Source organism: Mesorhizobium sp. U510, from assembly GCF_059180695.1.
On sequence record NZ_CP180532.1, the window covers coordinates 5,851,608 to 5,867,113 of the forward strand.

The following is a 15,506-nucleotide window of genomic DNA, read 5'->3' on the forward strand; positions in this document are numbered from 1 at the left end:
GCGAAAGGGCAAACCGTCTGAGATGGGCGGCTCAGGCCGCCGTCGGGTAATCCGTATAGCCCCTGGCATCGCCGCCATAGAACGTCGCCTTGTCGGGGGCGTTCAGGTCGGCATTGCGCTTCAGCCGGCTGACGAGGTCGGGGTTGGCGATGAACAGCTTGCCGAACGCGACAAGGTCGGCATAGCCGTCTCCGACGGCCTTTTCGGCCAGTTCCTTGTCGTAGCCATTGTTCACCAGCCAGGCGCCGGTGCCGCCGGCCTTGCGATAGGTGGCCTTGAGCTCCGCATAGTCGAACGGTCTGTCGCCTTGGCTGAAGTCGCGCGCGCCGCCGGTCGCGCCTTCGACGATGTGGATATAGGCGAGGCCCCGGCTGCCGATGCCCGTCACCACATGGTTGAACAGCGGCTGCGGATCGCTATCCGAAGCGTCGTTGGCGGGCGTCACCGGCGACAGCCTGATCCCGGTCCTGCCGGCGCCGACAGCGCCCGTGACCGCGTCGACCACCTCGAACAGGAAGCGCGTCCGGTTCTCGATCGACCCGCCATACGCGTCGCCGCGATGGTTGGTGCCCGAACGCAGGAATTGGTCGATGAGATATCCGTTGGCGCCATGGATCTCGACGCCGTCGAAACCCGCCACCTCGATCGCCGCCTTGGCGGCGCGGCGGAAATCATCGACGATGCCGGGAAGTTCGGCCGTTTCGAGCGCGCGCGGCTCGGAGGTCTCGGCGAACTCGCCGCTGCCATCCGGCTTGACCAGGAACGTCTTGGAGTTTGCTCGGATCGCCGACGGCGCCACCGGCTTGCCGCCGCCGGGCTGCAATGTGTTGTGCGAGATGCGTCCGACATGCCAGAGCTGCACCACGATCTTGCCGCCGCCCCTATGCACGGCATCGGTGACACGCTTCCAGCCGGCAAGCTGATCCGCGCCATAGAGGCCGGGCACGTTGGCGTAGCCCTGGCCCTGATGGCTGATGGCGGTGGCTTCGGTCACGATAAGACCAGCCGTGGCGCGCTGGCTGTAATAGGTCACCGAGAGGTCGCCGGGCACCGCATTGGGCGAGCGATTGCGCGTCAGCGGCGCCATGACGATGCGGTTCGCCAGCGTCAGGTCGCCGGCCCGCAAGGGATCAAAGAGGGTAGTCATGAGAAATGCCTTTCATGCATTCTGGGGGATCGGGGGAGGATCGTCAGAGATCGGACAAGGCGGCCTGAAAGGCAGCGATGGTTTCTTCGTTGCGCTTGTAGAACACCCATTGGCCGACCCGACGCGTCGTCACGAGGTCGGCCGATGCCAGCGTCGCCAGATGCGCCGAGACGCTGGACTGCGCCAAGCCGCGATGGTCGAACTGGCTGGCGCAGACACCCATCTCGAGCGGATGCGCCTGCGCGGCGAAGTGCTGTTCAGGCTCCTTCAGCCACGCCAGGACATCGCGTCGAAACGGATGCGCCAGTGCCTTCAATATGATGTCGCGGTCCATCTTCACCTCGCATCGATCTCTCTCGATATATAGATCGGGTAGAGCCGATATGGCAGGAAATCCATACCATTTTCGAAGGCAATCGGAGCAAACTGGTCCCTGGACACGGCACGATGCCGGAAATAGCGCGGCCGGGCGCCAGCCTCCGCGGCGAATGCGCCGCCATCGCGTCAGGTGACCGCCAGCACCTTGCCCGTATCGTGCTGGCGCACGAAATCGACGCGCTTGCCGTCCCAGTGGTAGGAGTAGTGCCGGCCTTGCACCGGCACGGGGATGACGTCGGGCCAGAAGATGCCGATGCATTGCCCGTCCGGCATGCGCACGCTGTTCCAGACAAGCCCGTCGCTGCCCCCTGCCCGCAGCGCCCGCCCCGCCGCCTGCGAGGCGGTGTAATCGTCCGGGTCGAGCACGCCGGGCACGCCGTTGACGTCATCGAGGTCGCGGTCGACGCTGCCGATCAGCACACGAAAGTCAGCCGTCCAGCCGGGATCCTCGTTGGTGGCACGCATGAAATTCTGGTGGTGGTGGATGGTTTCGGCCAGCGCCACATCCTCGCTGTCGCCGGCATAATAGAGGCCGTAGCTGCCATCGGAGAAGCGGCCGGGCCGCAGCGTCGAACAATGCACGAAGGGCGCCATGACGAAGCTGGCGCCGGGGCCGGAAACCCGTCTTGCCGCCGCGACCTTGCCGAGGTCGCCGATCTCCAGCCTTATGCGCGGATTGGTCTTCTCCTCGACGGCGGCCAGTGCCTCCCAGTCGCGCGGATCGGCAATGTCCTCGAACAGGTCGATCGGCGGATGGATGGAGCGGATGATGCGAAACGTCTGGGGCCAGTGGACGCGGCGCCGGACCGCGAGCCCACTCACCATGCACCACGCTCCGCATCGAGCCATTCGCGCATGGCGGCAAGGTCGGAGATTTCGCCGCGCAGCATCAGGTCGAGCGCCGACTGGCCGCCGAACGTGGCATTGGGCTTGCGGATCCAGGCATAGCCGCGCGCCGGCTCGGTGAAGAGATAGCGCAGGCCCTTGTGGATGCCCATCAGATGCGCCATGCGGGTGCGCAGGTCACGGTCGATCCGGCCGATGCCGCCTTCCTTCCAACGTGCCCCAGTCTTCCAACGTGCCCAAGTGCGCGCCGACATGCCGCCGAGCAGGATGCAGGCCTCGAGGTCCGTCAGGTTCCACGCCTTGAACAGATTGACCGTGGTGCGCGCCAGCGCGCCCGCCTCTTCATCCGAAATGGCTGACCCGACCGCGGCCGGCGTGGTGACGATGGACTGAAGCTGCATAATTGCTCACCCTGCTATTGGCAGAGATATAGCATGTATTTGCCAATTGGCAAGGATAAGGATGCGCGTTCAATTTCGAAAACGTCGTCATCCTCCAGAGACACATGTGTCAGATGCAGGCATGGCTACGGCTGGGCATTGTTCTATATAGGAGCAACCCGAAGTATTCCCGATAAAGCCCTTCTCGGTGCGATACGATGCCCCCAGGCCTCATTCCTGAAAGTGAATGGTACTATCTCGGTTTGCCAGAGCGCCGGAAGACGTTTCTCTCACAGCAAGTCCCATTTGAAGAGGTCGCTGATCGGATAGCCCGTGGTTCGACCGTTTTGGATCCCGGGCTAGAACCGTACTACTCAGGGAAGACAGCTCAGGAGAAGCAGGCGCGCCGAGCCGTCTTCACTCTTAGGCTGGACCCGCCTGAACTATCCGATCTGTTTTTCAGTGGCCGCAGTGGACTTCGCGCCTGCTATTGGCAAGGTCCGGAAATTGGAGACGCAGCGACGCAGCATTTGATCAAAGTGCTTTTGCCTAAACTTCTCGAAGCAGCATCCCGCGCGCCCATGCCGCAGTGCGGCGCGGTTGAGATGTCTGAGCCAGAGTTGTTGACGTCGTTGACAATGCCATCGGCAAAGATTTGGCCAGCCGAGTTTGAACGCAACAACGTGGGCGGCCTAGAGGTGAAGCGTTGGCGCGACAATCCACACCCTCGCTTGGGTCAACAATGGCGATGGGTGCCAGAGCGCTGCGATCTCGAAGTAAAGGGTGCGCTAATCGATCTCAGACAGTTCGAGCATGTTCCGCCCAGCAAGCTAGATCGCGCGGGCCAAATCCACAGGCACGGCTTCACATAGCGCAGTAACACTGGTAGCCCATCTGTAAGAGCCTGCCGGCTTGGTCTTTCCCAAAAATCATTCCGGCGACCGGCCTACCAACGGCCGGTCCGCTGATCAATGCCGTCGTCCCTACTCCGCCGCCTCATACCCCGCGATGCCCTTGATCTCCAGAAAATCTTCGAGCCCGTATTCCGCATATTCGCGGCCGTTGCCCGACTGCTTGTAGCCGCCGAAGGGCACGCCGGCGTCCCAGGTCGGGTAGTTGATGTAGACATTGCCGGAGCGCATGCGTGCCGCAACGTCGCGCGCCTTCTGGATGTCCTTGGCCTGGATGTAGGAGGCAAGGCCGTAGACGGTGTCGTTGGCCTGCTCGACCGCCTGTTCGACCGTGTCATAGGGCAGGATCGCCAGCACCGGCCCGAAGATTTCCTCGCGCGCGATGCGCATGTCGTGGGTGACGTCGGCGAACACCGTCGGCCTGACATAGTAGCCGCGGTTGAGTTCGGCCGGGCGGCCAGGGCCGCCGGCGACCAGCGTCGCGCCTTCGTCGATGCCGGCCTGGATCAGGTCCTGGATCTTGTCGAACTGCACCTGGCTGACGACGGGGCCAAGCTTGGTGTTGGCGCCGTCGGCCGGGCCGACCACGAACTTCTCAGCCGCCGCCTTGGCGTAGCCGGCGGCCTCGTCATGACGGTCGCGCGGCACGAACATGCGGGTGGGCGCATTGCAGGACTGGCCGCTATTGCCGAAGCAGCCGGCGACGCCCTTGGTGACGGCGCGGGCGAGGTCGACATCCGGGAACAGGATGTTGGCCGACTTGCCGCCCAGTTCCTGGTGCACGCGCTTGACCGTATCGGCGGCGGCCTTGGCCACCAATATGCCGGCCCGGGTCGAACCGGTGAACGACATCATGTCGACGTCGGGGTGGCTGGACAGCGCCTGGCCGACGCCCGGGCCGTCGCCATTGACGAGGTTGAACACGCCCTTCGGCACGCCGGCTTCGTCGATGATCTCGGCGAAGATGATGGCGTCGAGCGGCGCGATCTCCGACGGCTTCAGCACCATGGTGCAGCCGGCGGCAAGTGCCGGGCCGACCTTGCAGGTGATCTGGTTCAGCGGCCAGTTCCACGGCGTGATCAGGCCGACGACGCCGATCGGCTCCTTGACGATCAGCGAGGAACCTTTGGCGTGGCGGAACTGGAATGTCTTCAGCGTCTCCGCCATCTTCTCCAGATGCGCCAGGCCGACGCCGACCTGGCTGTCGAGCGCCATCTGGCGCGGCGCGCCCATTTCACGCGACACGGCAAGCGCCAGGTCCGTGGAGCGCTTCTTGTAGACCGCGATGACGCGGTTCAGGATATCGAGGCGCTCCTCCACCGAGGTGAAGCCGAACGAATTGAAGGCGCGCTTGGCGGCGGCCACCGCCTTGTCGACATCGGCCTTGGAGCCGAGCGAGATCTGCGCGAAAACATCCTCATTCGACGGATCGATGACATCGAGTGCGTTGGGCACGACAGGATCGACCCACGCGCCGTCGATATAGAACTGCAGATTGTGTGACATGGTTTCTCCTTGGGGTGCCGCAGGACCGTTCCGACCGTGATATCCAGCTAGAAATAACGATGCGCGAACCGCACCGTCAAAGGCAACCCCCGAAGTGGTTGAGCCAGCGCGCCAGTGATTGAGCCAGAGGCGTTGGGCCAGAGAACCCAGCCGTTTTCGACGGCATGGGATGGATTACAGCAGCGTGTGTCCTGCCTCGACCAGATGCTGTCGCGCCGCTTCCTGGTCCGCCGCTTTCACCAGCAGGTGATCGCCGTCGAAGGTGGACACCAGGAAGATGCCCAGCTCGTTTTCCGACAATGGCTGGATGACCGACAGCACGATGCCGGTTTCGTCGAAAGCAAAGGGTCCCTGCAGTTTGAAGGCGACCCAGTCGCCATCGTGCTTGACCGTGCCTGGAACACGATCCTGCAGGCATGTGATCGAAAGCTCGTCGTCGGTCCTGGTCATGCTGACGAAGCCCGGCCCGTCCGCCCAGCCGGGAATGCCATCACCCGCCCCGAGCCGCGAAATCGCGTACGAGCCGGGAAGTTGCCTCAATTTGACCCTGGCAGCCATCGTCTTGTCCATGCCTCCGATTTGCCGGCTATCGCATCAATTTCTTGCTCATATAGACCGTCATGCCGCCCATGAACGGCTCCTCCCGGTCGATCGTATAGCCATGCCTTTTGTACAACAACACATTGGCCTCGAAGGCGCCATTGGTCAGCAGGCGCAGCTCAAGGCGGCCTGCTTCGAGCGCCTTCCGCTCGGCCCGCTCCAGCAGCAGCCGGCCGATCCCCTTGCCCTGCGCCTGCGGCGCGACGCAGACATTCTCGATCCACAAATGATCGCCGGCCAGCATGGTTTCGATCATGCCGACGATGCGGCCGTCGGCGACGGCGAGCTCGAACGGATGCTCGGCAACGGCCTTCCCGTAGTCGGCGCGCATCGGCAGCGGCTCGCGGCCGATCACCGGCACCCATTTGCCATAGGCTGATCGCACGATGTCCCTGATCGCGGCGGCGTCAGCGGGTTCGGCCGGCCGAAACCGGATGGAAGAATTGATGGTCATGACAATGCTCCAGACATGAAAACCCCCGCCGGCGGTGTCGCGGGCGGGGCTGGAAACGAACGAACCGGATCTATCCTGCCGGCCTTTGTCGTCGCGCAATCAGCTCGCCGCTCCGCACTGTGCAGGAACGGCGTCGCGTGGCGATGGTGGGCTCGAGAACGAACATGGTGGCAGGCTGGAGCAGGAAGAGCGGTGCGTCAAGGTTTGGGGATTGGCCCAAGCCCGCGACTTCGTCATCCACCGGCGGAGCGAGGGGCGGCAGCGGCGTCGCGGAGACCCGAGGGTCCATGCCGCGACCTTGCTGACAGGCGCAGCGGAGCAGGATTCCGAACCGTAGTGGCGCGTTGGAGTCCCGGCATGGATCCTCGGGTCTGCGCCGCGTCGCTTCGCTCCTTGCTCCGCCCGTGGATGACGAAGTGTTGGTGCTTCAGCCAATCGCCAAAGGCGTGATGCGAACGAACGTCAGACGTCCCCGTCGCGCGCCTAATACTCCTGCGCCGTCGGCCTGAACAGGATCTCGTTGATGTCGACCTCGTCGGGCTGGCTCATGGCGAACACCACCGTCCTGGCGAAGGAATCGGCGGGGATGGCCACCCGGTCGTAGAGCGCGCGCACGCCCTGGGCGACATCGGGCTCGGTGACGCTGTCGGGCAGTTCGCTCGCCACGGCGCCGGGCGAGATGATGGTGGTGCGGATGTTGTAGGGTTTCACTTCCTGCCGCAGCCCTTCCGAGATGATCCGCACCGCGTGCTTGGTGGCGGCATAGACCGCGCCGCCCGGCCCGACCTTGTGGCCGGCGACCGACGATACGTTGATGATGTGGCCGCTCTTCTGCCTCTTCATGTGCGGCAGCGCCGCGGCGATGCCGTAGAGCACGCCCTTGATGTTGACATCGATCATCCGGTCCCAATCCTCGACCTTGCCACGTTCCAGCGGCGAATGCGGCATCAGTCCGGCATTGTTGATAATCACGGCGACGCGGCCATGCGTCTTCACCGCATGGTCGACGAGCCGCCGGACCTGGCCGACATCGGTGACGTCGGTCTGCATGATGGCGTCCTTGCCCAGCGAAAGCTCGGCGGCCAGCGCCTCGAGCCGGTCGAGGCGGCGCGCGCCCAGCACCAGCTTCGCGCCCTCCTTGGCCAGCAGCCGCGCGGCGGCTTCACCCAGCCCGCTGCTGGCGCCGGTGATGACGACGACCTTGTTCTTGATGCTGTCTGTCATGGGATTTTCCTTCCGCCTCAGCGATCGATCCTGGCCGCCTGTTGCGGCGAATAGCGCTCGCCTTGCACGGCAATCGCCGAGACCGCGTTTTCGATGTCGGCAAGATCCTCCGCCGTCAGCGCGACGGCCGCCGATCCGATGTTCTCCTCGAGGCGATTGAGCTTCGTCGTGCCGGGGATCGGGACGATCCAGGGTTTTTGCGCCAGCAGCCAGGCGAGCGCGACCTGCGCCGGGGTCACCTTCTTCTGCGCAGCAATCGCGACGATCGCGCCGACCAGCGCCTGGTTGGCTTTGCGCGCCTCCTCCGCGAAGCGCGGCACGGTGTTGCGGAAGTCGCTGCTGTCGAACCTTGTATCGGCATTGATGGCGCCGGTGAGGAAACCCTTGCCCAGCGGGCTGAAGGGCACGAAGCCGATGCCCAGTTCTTCGAGCACTGGCACGATCGCCTCCTCGGGTTCGCGCCACCACAGCGAATATTCGCTTTGCAGCGCGGCGACCGGCTGCACCGCATGGGCGCGGCGGATGGTGCGCACGCCCGCTTCGGAGAGGCCGAAATGCTTGACCTTGCCTTGGCCGATCAAGTCCTTCACCGTCCCCGCCACCTCCTCGATCGGCACGACCGGATCGACGCGGTGCTGGTAGAGAAGATCGATGCGGTCGGTCCTCAGCCGCTTGAGCGAGGCCTCGACGACGTCGCGAATATGCTGCGGCCGGCTGTCCATGCCCTCATGTCCGGCCGTGCCGGCGATGTCGATGCCGAATTTGGTGGCGATCACCACCTGGTCGCGGATCGGCCGCAGCGCCTCGCCGACCACCTCTTCATTCTTGAACGGCCCATAGACCTCCGCTGTGTCGAAGAAAGTGATGCCGCGCTCGAACGCGGAGCGGATCAGGCGGACGGCATCCGGCGTCTCCATCGGCTGCCCGTAGGAATGGCTCATGCCCATGCAGCCGAGGCCGATGGCCGAGACTTCGAGACCGTTCTTTCCAAGTGTGCGCTTTTGCATTTCAATTCTCCTTCGGTGTGATCCGCACTGTGGCGGCGCGGGCGCGCGCCGCGATCATCGGTGCGAGATAAGGGCTGGCTGCGTATTTCGCCCGGTAGGCGTCGTCGATGCGGGCGTTGACGGTTCCCTCGACTGCTTCGAAGGCAACGTCCCTGGTCAGGCCGGCGGCAGTGATGCGTCCGGCCTTCTGCCTGATCGCGGCCCGATACCAGCGCGACTGCTGACCGTTGTAGCCGCGCACATAAAGCGTGCCGTCGGCAACGACCGACCAGATCCAGGTCGGCGTGCCCAGGGTCACGCCGTCATCGCGCAAAGGCGAAATATGCAGATCGTCGGTTGCCGCGATTCTCTCGAGTTCGTCCTTCGACCAAGGCATTTTCCTATTCCTTTTTCTCGGCATCCGCCTGCTCGAAAACCTTGCGGGCAACGCCGATCGCCGTGCTGGCAACCGGCCATCCGGCGTAAAAGGCGAGATGTGTGATGGTTTCGATGAGTTCGTCGCGGGTGACGCCATTGTCGAGCGCCCGCTTCATGTGGAAAGGCATCTCGTTGACCCGGTAGTTCGAGATCAGGCTGCTGACGGTGACGAGGCTGCGGTCGCGCGGCGAAAGGCCGGGCCGTTTCCAGACATCTCCGAACAACACATCGTCGGTGTATTTGCCGAGCGCGGGCGCGATATCGGAGAACGGATTCCTGTGCGGCACTGGTTTATCGATCATTTTGGTTTCCTTCGTTGCGGTATCGGTTCGAGCGCAAAGCGCTGATGCCTGCTCAAACCGCGTATTGCTCGTCGGTGACATGCTCCATCCAGTCGACGACCTTGCCGTCGAGGGCCTCAGCGATGGCAATGTGGGTCATCGCCGTGGTCGGTGCCGCGCCATGCCAGTGCTTTTCGCCGGGCGCGAACCAGACGATGTCGCCGGGGCGGATAGGCTCGACCGGGCCGCCCTCACGTTGAACCAGGCCGGCGCCCGACAGGACGATCAGCGTCTGGCCAAGCGGATGCGTGTGCCAGGCGGTGCGCGCGCCGGGTTCGAAAGTCACGGTGGCGCCGCCGACGCGGGCCGGCTCGCTGCCCTTGAATGGTGCGTCGATGCGCACCGTGCCGGTGAAGTAGTCGGCTGGACCTTTCGCGGAAGGCTGCGAGCCGCTTCGCTTGATGTCCATGGTTTCTCCTTCTAGACGCCGGACAGCACGCTGCCCCAGGTCTTCAGGGCCGCCAATTCCGACAGCCCGATTGTAATGGCCTCTATTTAGCGCCTGCGATTGATCTGGATTAGATGCTATATCCGGCATGTACTTATGAGGAGAGATCATCAATGCCGCGAGACAATCTGAACGAGCTGACCGCCTTCCTCGCCGTCGCGCGGGAAAAAAGCTTCACCCGGGCGGCGGCACAGCTCGGCGTCTCGCAATCGGCGCTCAGCCACACGGTGCGCGCGCTGGAGGAGCGGCTGGGCGTGCGGCTGCTGACCCGCACCACGCGCAGCGTGGCGCCCACCGAGGCCGGCGAGCGACTGGTGCGCTCCGTCGGGCCAAGGCTCGACGAGATCGAGGCCGAGCTCGCCGCGCTGAGCGCCCTGCGCGAAAAGCCCGCCGGCACCATCCGCATCACCGCCGGCGAGCACGCCGCCGAGGCGGTGCTGTGGCCGGCGATCGCGCGGCTTTTGCCGGACTATCCCGACATCAAGGTCGAGATCATCGTCGATTACGGCCTGACCGACATCGTCGCCGAGCGCTATGACGCCGGCGTGCGGCTTGGCGAACAGGTGGCGCACGACATGATCGCGGTGCGCATCGGCCCGGACATGCGCATGGCGGTGGTTGGATCGCCCGCCTATCTCGCCCGACAGCCGAAGCCGCGCACGCCGCAGGAGCTCACCACCCACAACTGCATCAACCTGCGCCTGCCGACCTATGGCGGGCTCTATGCCTGGGAATTCGAAAAGGCCGGGCGCGAACTGAAAGTGCGCGTCGAGGGCCAGCTGATCTTCAACACGGCGAGGCTACGCATGAACGCGGTGCTGGCCGGCCTCGGCCTTGCCTATCTGCCCGAGGACCAGCTGCGCGCGCATCTGGCCGACGGCCGGCTGGTGCGGGTGCTGGCAGACTGGTGCCCACCCTTCCCCGGCTACCACCTCTATTACCCCAGCCGTCGCCAGGCGACGCCGGCCTTCTCGCTGCTGGTCGATGCGCTGCGCTATCGCGGCTAGAACGTCTGGACTGCGCACGCAGCCGTTCTATCTTCTTGCCGGAACGCGATTGAAGAAACCCCGGAGCCGTCGCCGTGACCGAGACTGATCTCTACCGAGGCTATATCGACTGCCTCAACAACCAGGATTGGCAAAGGCTGCATCGCTTCGTCCATGACGAGGTCCACTACAATGGCGACCGTGTCGGCCTATCGGGTTACCGCGCCATGCTGGAGCGGGATTTTCGCGAAATCCCGGACCTCTATTTCGACGTCCAACTGCTGGTCTCCGACCCGCCCTACATCGCCAGCCGCCTGCAGTTCAACTGCACGCCGAAGGGAACCTTCTTCGGCCTGCCCATCAACGGCAAAAAGGTCTCGTTCAGCGAGAATGTGTTCTATGAATTTTTGAACGACCGGATCAGGAACGTCTGGTCGGTCATCGACAAGGCGGCGATCGAGGCGCAGCTCTGACGCGGCCAGTTCCCTTCTCCCCGTTGTACGGGAGCTGAGGACTGATCCGCACAGCGGACAAGAAGCCAATTGCTTGGCTTTTCGAGAGACGAACGGCATGCAGGCGGATGAGGGGCAGCGCCAACGCTGGTCAATGATTGCTGATCGTTCGTAAAAATCGATCATTCTGACCATAACAATTCGTTGGAAAGATCGTTTCAGGAATGGCATTCCTCCGGTATACCTGCCTGGAGCATTGCATTGTCTTCCGCCACCCACATCGCGAACGATATTCCGAAAAGCCTGATATCGGCGGACCTGGCCGCAAGCCGCAAGCGGCTCGATTCGGTGTGGAACGGCATTATCCCCGGCATTGTGCTGGTGGCGATGATCACGGCCGTGGCCTTCTCGGCGCACAATGTCTCCGGCTTCGCTTTGTTCAGCCCGATGATCCTGGCCGTCGTCGCCGGCATGGTCTATTCCAACGTGCTCGGCACGCCGGTGCACGCCAAGGCCGGCATCGCCTTCTCGCAAAAGCGCCTGCTGCGCTTCGCTATCGTGCTGCTCGGCTTCCAGCTGACGCTCGGCCAGGTCGTCTCGATCGGCGCCGGCGGCGTCGGCATCGTGGCGGCGACGCTTGGCGCCACCTTCCTCTTCACCGTCACGCTCGGCCGGCTGATCGGCGTCGACCGCAAGCTGGCGCAGTTGATTGCCGCCGGCACCTCGATCTGCGGCGCCTCCGCCATCGTCGCCACCAACATCGTCACCGATGCGCGCGACGAGGACGTCACCTACGCCGTTGCCTCGATCACGCTGTTCGGCACCGTCGCCATGCTCGGCTTCCCGCTGCTGGCGCCACTGCTCGGCCTCGACCAGCACGCTTTCGGCCTATGGGCCGGCGCCTCAATCCACGAGGTGGCGCAGGTCATCGGCGCCGGCTTCCAGAACGGCACCCAGTCCGGCGAGATCGCCACGGTCGCCAAGCTGACCCGCGTCGCCATGCTGGCGCCGATGGTCATCGCGCTCGGCCTGATGGCGCGGCGCGGCAGCCGCGACCAATCGGCGGCACGGCCGCCCATGCCGTGGTTCGTTGCTGCCTTCATCGCCGTCGTGGCTCTGAACAGCCTGGTCACCATGCCGGCCGAAGTAAAATCAGCGATGGCACTCGCCACCACCATCATGCTGACCATGGGGCTTGCCGCCATGGGCCTGCAGGCCGACATTTCGCAGCTGCGCTCGCGCGGCCTGCGCCCGCTGGCGCTCGCCTTCTGCGCCTTCCTGTTCATCGGCTGCTTCAGCCTGATGCTGGTGAAGTTGGCTTAGCTCGGCAAGCTTTCCACGAGGTTCGCATACCGGCGTTCGCAGGGACGTCGGCTGTTCGCCTGGCCGCATCTCATTCCATTTTCCGACGCGCTCCTTCCTTGCGCCAGCACAACGACCGGCCAAACGCCTCTGCTACGATCGACGGATGGGAGAACCACGAAGGAGACGCCCATGCGGATCGATCCGAACATGTCCATGGATGAGGTCATGAGACGATGGCCGGCAAGCATCGCCGTGCTGATCCGGCACGGCATGCACTGCGTGGGCTGCCACATCGCCCCGTTCCATTCGATCGCCGAGGCCTGCCGGGATCATCGAATTGACGAAGCCGATTTCCTGAAAGGCCTTGAACGCGCCATCGCCGGCGGGCCGGTCAGCCGTCCCGATGCTCCGCCAGCATCACCAGGCGATGCGCGTCGGTGATGGTGACACGCTGGCGGCCGCTGACGATGATCCCGCGTTCCTCCCAGGCGCTCAGCAGCCGGCTCACCGTATGCAAGGTCGTCCCCGTCATCTCGGCGATGTCCTGGCGAGAGATCGGGAAGTCGATCTCGATGCCGGCATCGGTCTTGCGCCCCGTCTGCTTCACCAGCCGCAGCAGCGCGCTGGCAACGCGTTGCTCGACCTGCTCGGTGGCCAGTTCCATGACGCGCGCCTGCGTGTCCTGCAGCCTCGCGCCGACCGTCTTGAACGTTCCCGCGGCAAGAACGGGAAACCGGGATGACAGATCCGGCCACACGGCATTCGGCCAGACCAGAACCACGCAGTCGACCGCGGCGATCGCGGTTGCCGGATAGGTCAGCCGGCCGAGTGCGGCGGCAACGCCGAATATCTCGCCTTCACTGATGTAGCGGGCGATCACCTGGCGCCCGTCGGGCGTGGTCCGCACGACGCGAATATGTCCCGCCAAGAGCACGTAGAACGAACGCGCCTCGGCCTCCTGCTCGAAAATTGCAGTTTCCTTGGCAAAGCGCACGGACCGGGCATCCCGCAGAATGCTGTCCAGCTCCGCGGGCCCCAGGCCCTCGAACAGCGAAAGCCTCGCGATGATCGACCGGTCAAGCGGCAACCCCAAACCCTCGCTGCCCACGGCTCCAGATGACGCCGGCACCCAGTCTATATTTCGTGCGCCAGTTTGCGCCAGCGCAAATCGCCTGTCCGTGCGGTCGGCTAGAAGGCTGCAACGGTTTGAGCCGTGATGCACCCAAGAAAGGACTTACCCATGAAATTCCACCTGATCGCCGCGGCCGCCGCCCTGCTTGCGCTTGCCGGCGTCGCAAACGCCGAAGAGCACGTCGTGCAGCTGCTGACCAAGGGAGACAAGGGGTCCATGGTCTTCCAGCCTGATTTCATCAAGGCGGCTCCCGGCGACACGATCAAGTTCGTGCCTGGCGACAAGACCCACAATGTCGAAACCATCAAGGGAATGGCCCCCGACGGCGCCCAGGAAATCAAAAGCAAGATGGGTGAAACGACCACTGTCACCATGACGCAGGAAGGCGTCTACGGCGTCAAGTGCAGTCCGCATTACGGGATGGGCATGGTGGCTCTGATCGTGGTCGGCAAGCCCGTGAACCTCGACGCGGCGCAGGCGGTCAAGCAGGTCGGCAAGGCCAAGACCGTGTTCCCCACGCTGTTTGCCCAGGTGACGAAGGCGAACTGATCGAGGCCGAATGCCGGGCGGACAGACAGGTTTTGTCCGCGCTCGACATCGGAATTGCAAAGTCCTGTGGGAGTGGCGGCTTCGGCGCCGTCACTCCCACACGACGTTTTGGCGCCCGGCGCCGTGCGGGCATTTCCATTCACCGGCAGTTGCCGGTCTCCCGAACAGGCATCGCTCCCCCGGCAGAACCAGATCAAGACAAATGAATCTCAAGTTTGCGCCAGCGCAAAGAAGTCCTCGTGGAAAGGCTTATTCTCCAAGTATCGAACGGTTCAAAAAAAGGAGCGGGAAATGCTTACGAGACGCGAAGCCCTGTTAGGGTCTGTTCTTGCGGCTGCGGCCGTCGCGACGGTCGGCTCGATGCCGGCTATGGCCAGCGCCAAGGAAGTCGCTGGCTTGCCGCGGGAGAAGGTGACATTGGTCGCGCCGCCTTTCGTCCATGCCCACGACCAGGTGGCCAAAAGCGGTCCCAAGGTCGTCGAATTCACGATGACCATAGAAGAGAAGCCGATGGTGATCGACGCCGACGGCACCCAGCTCAACGCCATGACCTACAATGGCTCGATCCCGGGACCTCTGATGGTCGTGCATGAGGGTGACTATGTCGAACTCACGCTGATCAACCCCGACACCAATACGCTTGCCCACAACATCGACTTCCATGCCGCCACCGGAGGGCTTGGCGGCGGTGCGCTGACCCTGGTCAATCCCGGCGAGCAGACGACGCTTCGCTTCAAGGCGACGCGCTCGGGGACCTTCGTCTACCACTGCGCGCCCGGCGGTCCGATGATCCCCTGGCATGTCGTTTCGGGCATGAACGGAGCGATCATGATCCTGCCGCGCGACGGGCTCAAGGACGACAAGGGCAAGCCGGTCCGCTATGACCACATCTATTATATCGGCGAAAGCGACTTCTACATTCCCCGCGACGAGCAGGGTAAATTCAAGAAGTATGACTCGGCCGGCGACAATTACGACGACACGGTGAAGGTCATGCGTGGCTTGATCCCCACCCACGTCGTGTTCAACGGCAAGGCAGGATCGCTGACCGGCGAGAACGCCATGAAGGCCAAGGTCGGCGAGACTGTCCTGATCGTCCATTCGCAGGCCAATCGCGACACACGTCCGCACCTGATTGGTGGACATGGCGACCATGTATGGGAACAGGGCAAGTTCGCGAACCCGCCGGCAAAGGACCTCGAAACCTGGTTCATTCGCGGGGGTTCGGCCGGAGCTGCCCTTTACACATTCCTGCAGCCGGGCGTCTACGCCTACGTCAACCACAATCTGATCGAGGCAGTGGAACTCGGCGCGACCGCGCATTTCACGGTCGACGGAAGCTGGGACGACGACCTGATGATGCAGGTCGAAGCCCCAAGGGCGATTGCGTCCTAGCTGCCGCCTCGGGTCCTAAGGTAGACGC

Annotated in this window: 19 protein-coding genes; 6 read left to right on the forward strand and 13 right to left on the reverse strand. The window is 63.8% G+C overall.

Annotation, left to right across the window (positions count from 1 at the left end; translation table 11 throughout):
* Positions 1-31 precede the first annotated feature (31 nt).
* The 12 genes from ACLGL5_RS30240 to ACLGL5_RS30295 all read right to left on the reverse strand — a co-directional run bounded on the left by ACLGL5_RS30240 (position 32) and on the right by ACLGL5_RS30295 (position 9,620).
* The gene (locus ACLGL5_RS30240) at positions 32-1,147 is read right to left on the reverse strand and encodes an alkene reductase (protein WP_069092725.1); all 1,116 of its coding nucleotides are present in this window, start codon (positions 1,145-1,147) and stop codon (positions 32-34) included.
* Between the two features lie 43 nt (positions 1,148-1,190).
* Complete coding sequence (locus tag ACLGL5_RS30245) at positions 1,191-1,481, reverse strand: ArsR/SmtB family transcription factor (RefSeq protein WP_032931173.1); 291 nt, start codon at positions 1,479-1,481, stop codon at positions 1,191-1,193.
* A 170-nt stretch (positions 1,482-1,651) separates the two neighbouring features.
* Positions 1,652-2,350 (reverse strand): RES family NAD+ phosphorylase, encoded by a 699-nt coding sequence (locus ACLGL5_RS30250; RefSeq protein WP_064985896.1) that lies wholly within the window; start codon positions 2,348-2,350, stop codon positions 1,652-1,654.
* Positions 2,344-2,772, reverse strand: coding sequence for an MbcA/ParS/Xre antitoxin family protein (locus ACLGL5_RS30255; protein WP_064985898.1), 429 nt, complete (start codon positions 2,770-2,772; stop codon positions 2,344-2,346). Before ACLGL5_RS30255 ends, ACLGL5_RS30250 begins: the two co-directional genes overlap by 7 nt.
* 962 nt (positions 2,773-3,734) lie before the next feature.
* Complete coding sequence (locus tag ACLGL5_RS30260; protein WP_069092727.1) at positions 3,735-5,168, reverse strand: aldehyde dehydrogenase family protein; 1,434 nt, start codon at positions 5,166-5,168, stop codon at positions 3,735-3,737.
* 174 nt (positions 5,169-5,342) lie between these two features.
* Entirely contained in the window at positions 5,343-5,726 is a 384-nt protein-coding gene (locus ACLGL5_RS30265) for an ACT domain-containing protein (RefSeq protein WP_069093480.1), read from the reverse strand.
* A 28-nt stretch (positions 5,727-5,754) separates the two neighbouring features.
* Positions 5,755-6,222, reverse strand: coding sequence for a GNAT family N-acetyltransferase (locus tag ACLGL5_RS30270; RefSeq protein WP_064985902.1), 468 nt, complete (start codon positions 6,220-6,222; stop codon positions 5,755-5,757).
* A gap of 483 nt (positions 6,223-6,705) precedes the next feature.
* The gene (locus ACLGL5_RS30275; protein ID WP_069092728.1) at positions 6,706-7,446 is read right to left on the reverse strand and encodes an SDR family oxidoreductase; all 741 of its coding nucleotides are present in this window, start codon (positions 7,444-7,446) and stop codon (positions 6,706-6,708) included.
* A gap of 17 nt (positions 7,447-7,463) precedes the next feature.
* Positions 7,464-8,453, reverse strand: coding sequence for an aldo/keto reductase (locus ACLGL5_RS30280; RefSeq protein WP_069092729.1), 990 nt, complete (start codon positions 8,451-8,453; stop codon positions 7,464-7,466).
* Position 8,454: 1 nt separating this feature from the next.
* Positions 8,455-8,829, reverse strand: coding sequence for a DUF2255 family protein (locus ACLGL5_RS30285; RefSeq protein WP_019859640.1), 375 nt, complete (start codon positions 8,827-8,829; stop codon positions 8,455-8,457).
* 4 nt (positions 8,830-8,833) lie between these two features.
* A complete protein-coding gene (locus tag ACLGL5_RS30290) occupies positions 8,834-9,172 on the reverse strand; it encodes a carboxymuconolactone decarboxylase family protein (RefSeq protein WP_038648415.1) in 339 nt (112 codons plus the stop codon).
* A gap of 52 nt (positions 9,173-9,224) precedes the next feature.
* Positions 9,225-9,620: a (R)-mandelonitrile lyase gene (locus ACLGL5_RS30295; RefSeq protein ID WP_038648418.1), complete on the reverse strand. Its 396-nt coding sequence runs from the start codon at positions 9,618-9,620 to the stop codon at positions 9,225-9,227.
* Between the two features lie 152 nt (positions 9,621-9,772).
* Between ACLGL5_RS30295 and ACLGL5_RS30300 the strand changes: the two genes are divergently transcribed.
* From ACLGL5_RS30300 to ACLGL5_RS30315, 4 genes are all read left to right on the forward strand, one after another.
* Complete coding sequence (locus ACLGL5_RS30300; RefSeq protein WP_064985908.1) at positions 9,773-10,666, forward strand: LysR family transcriptional regulator; 894 nt, start codon at positions 9,773-9,775, stop codon at positions 10,664-10,666.
* Between the two features lie 74 nt (positions 10,667-10,740).
* On the forward strand, positions 10,741-11,118 hold the full coding sequence (locus tag ACLGL5_RS30305; protein ID WP_019859647.1) for an ester cyclase: 378 nt from the start codon (positions 10,741-10,743) through the stop codon (positions 11,116-11,118).
* Between the two features lie 240 nt (positions 11,119-11,358).
* Complete coding sequence (locus ACLGL5_RS30310; RefSeq protein ID WP_083246832.1) at positions 11,359-12,420, forward strand: YeiH family protein; 1,062 nt, start codon at positions 11,359-11,361, stop codon at positions 12,418-12,420.
* Between the two features lie 171 nt (positions 12,421-12,591).
* Positions 12,592-12,843 (forward strand): DUF1858 domain-containing protein, encoded by a 252-nt coding sequence (locus ACLGL5_RS30315; protein WP_027047120.1) that lies wholly within the window; start codon positions 12,592-12,594, stop codon positions 12,841-12,843.
* On the opposite strand, the gene ACLGL5_RS30320 is transcribed toward ACLGL5_RS30315, so the two are convergent.
* Positions 12,794-13,489, reverse strand: coding sequence for a Crp/Fnr family transcriptional regulator (locus ACLGL5_RS30320; protein WP_038648432.1), 696 nt, complete (start codon positions 13,487-13,489; stop codon positions 12,794-12,796). The two genes, ACLGL5_RS30315 and ACLGL5_RS30320, sit on opposite strands and share 50 nt — an antisense overlap.
* 153 nt (positions 13,490-13,642) lie before the next feature.
* On the opposite strand from ACLGL5_RS30320, the gene ACLGL5_RS30325 reads away from it, so the two are divergent.
* Together ACLGL5_RS30325 and nirK are read left to right on the forward strand one after the other, a co-directional pair.
* Entirely contained in the window at positions 13,643-14,083 is a 441-nt protein-coding gene (locus ACLGL5_RS30325) for a pseudoazurin (RefSeq protein WP_038648435.1), read from the forward strand.
* Positions 14,084-14,374: 291 nt separating this feature from the next.
* The gene (nirK, locus tag ACLGL5_RS30330; RefSeq protein WP_038648438.1) at positions 14,375-15,478 is read left to right on the forward strand and encodes a copper-containing nitrite reductase; all 1,104 of its coding nucleotides are present in this window, start codon (positions 14,375-14,377) and stop codon (positions 15,476-15,478) included.
* Positions 15,479-15,506 lie beyond the last annotated feature (28 nt).

Bases quoted from the DNA above. Each gene is read 5' to 3' on its own strand.
- ACLGL5_RS30285 (WP_019859640.1), bottom strand. From the start codon at position 8,829: ATGCCTTGGTCGAAGGACGAACTCGAGAGAATCGCGGCAACCGACGAT.
- nirK (WP_038648438.1), top strand. From the start codon at position 14,375: ATGCTTACGAGACGCGAAGCCCTGTTAGGGTCTGTTCTTGCGGCTGCG.
- ACLGL5_RS30280 (WP_069092729.1), bottom strand. From the start codon at position 8,453: ATGCAAAAGCGCACACTTGGAAAGAACGGTCTCGAAGTCTCGGCCATC.
- ACLGL5_RS30290 (WP_038648415.1), bottom strand. From the start codon at position 9,172: ATGATCGATAAACCAGTGCCGCACAGGAATCCGTTCTCCGATATCGCG.
- ACLGL5_RS30325 (WP_038648435.1), top strand. From the start codon at position 13,643: ATGAAATTCCACCTGATCGCCGCGGCCGCCGCCCTGCTTGCGCTTGCC.
- ACLGL5_RS30240 (WP_069092725.1), bottom strand. From the start codon at position 1,147: ATGACTACCCTCTTTGATCCCTTGCGGGCCGGCGACCTGACGCTGGCG.
- ACLGL5_RS30270 (WP_064985902.1), bottom strand. From the start codon at position 6,222: ATGACCATCAATTCTTCCATCCGGTTTCGGCCGGCCGAACCCGCTGAC.
- ACLGL5_RS30315 (WP_027047120.1), top strand. From the start codon at position 12,592: ATGCGGATCGATCCGAACATGTCCATGGATGAGGTCATGAGACGATGG.
- ACLGL5_RS30245 (WP_032931173.1), bottom strand. From the start codon at position 1,481: ATGGACCGCGACATCATATTGAAGGCACTGGCGCATCCGTTTCGACGC.
- ACLGL5_RS30295 (WP_038648418.1), bottom strand. From the start codon at position 9,620: ATGGACATCAAGCGAAGCGGCTCGCAGCCTTCCGCGAAAGGTCCAGCC.
- ACLGL5_RS30255 (WP_064985898.1), bottom strand. From the start codon at position 2,772: ATGCAGCTTCAGTCCATCGTCACCACGCCGGCCGCGGTCGGGTCAGCC.
- ACLGL5_RS30275 (WP_069092728.1), bottom strand. From the start codon at position 7,446: ATGACAGACAGCATCAAGAACAAGGTCGTCGTCATCACCGGCGCCAGC.
- ACLGL5_RS30250 (WP_064985896.1), bottom strand. From the start codon at position 2,350: ATGGTGAGTGGGCTCGCGGTCCGGCGCCGCGTCCACTGGCCCCAGACG.
- ACLGL5_RS30265 (WP_069093480.1), bottom strand. From the start codon at position 5,726: ATGGCTGCCAGGGTCAAATTGAGGCAACTTCCCGGCTCGTACGCGATT.
- ACLGL5_RS30300 (WP_064985908.1), top strand. From the start codon at position 9,773: ATGCCGCGAGACAATCTGAACGAGCTGACCGCCTTCCTCGCCGTCGCG.
- ACLGL5_RS30260 (WP_069092727.1), bottom strand. From the start codon at position 5,168: ATGTCACACAATCTGCAGTTCTATATCGACGGCGCGTGGGTCGATCCT.